The sequence below is a fragment of the Streptomyces griseicoloratus genome, from assembly GCF_014534645.1.
Taxonomy (GTDB): domain Bacteria; phylum Actinomycetota; class Actinomycetes; order Streptomycetales; family Streptomycetaceae; genus Streptomyces; species Streptomyces griseicoloratus.
In genome coordinates this window covers 1-349 of record NZ_JACVQF010000134.1, presented here as the reverse complement: position 1 = coordinate 349, position 349 = coordinate 1, and the positions used below count along the sequence as shown (strand labels likewise).

Annotated in this window: 1 protein-coding gene; it reads right to left on the bottom strand. The window is 69.6% G+C overall.

Annotated features, from left to right (window positions below; genetic code table 11):
• Positions 1-349 (bottom strand): HAMP domain-containing protein (locus tag H0H10_RS03810; RefSeq protein WP_188179364.1); only part of this gene is annotated, 349 nt, incomplete at both ends.

Below are 349 nucleotides of genomic sequence, written 5' to 3'. Positions count from 1 at the left end.
GCCACGCCCGGTACGTGCGCCTGGCCGCCGAGGATGCCGTCCGTGCCCACCTCACGGGCCACCTTGGTGACCTGGTCGGCGAACGAACTCAGCGTCTTCACCATGGTGTTGAACGTCTCGGCGAGCTGCGCGACCTCGCCCCGCGCCTCGATGGTCACCGTCCGCGTCAGGTCGCCGTTGGCGACGGCCGCCGCGACCTGGGAGATGTTCCGCACCTGCACGGTGAGGTTCTTGGCCATCAGGTTGACGTTGTCGCTGAGGTCCTTCCAGATGCCCACGACACCGGGCACGTGCGCCTGGCCGCCCAGGATGCCCTCCGTGCCCACCTCACGGGCCACCCGCGTGACCT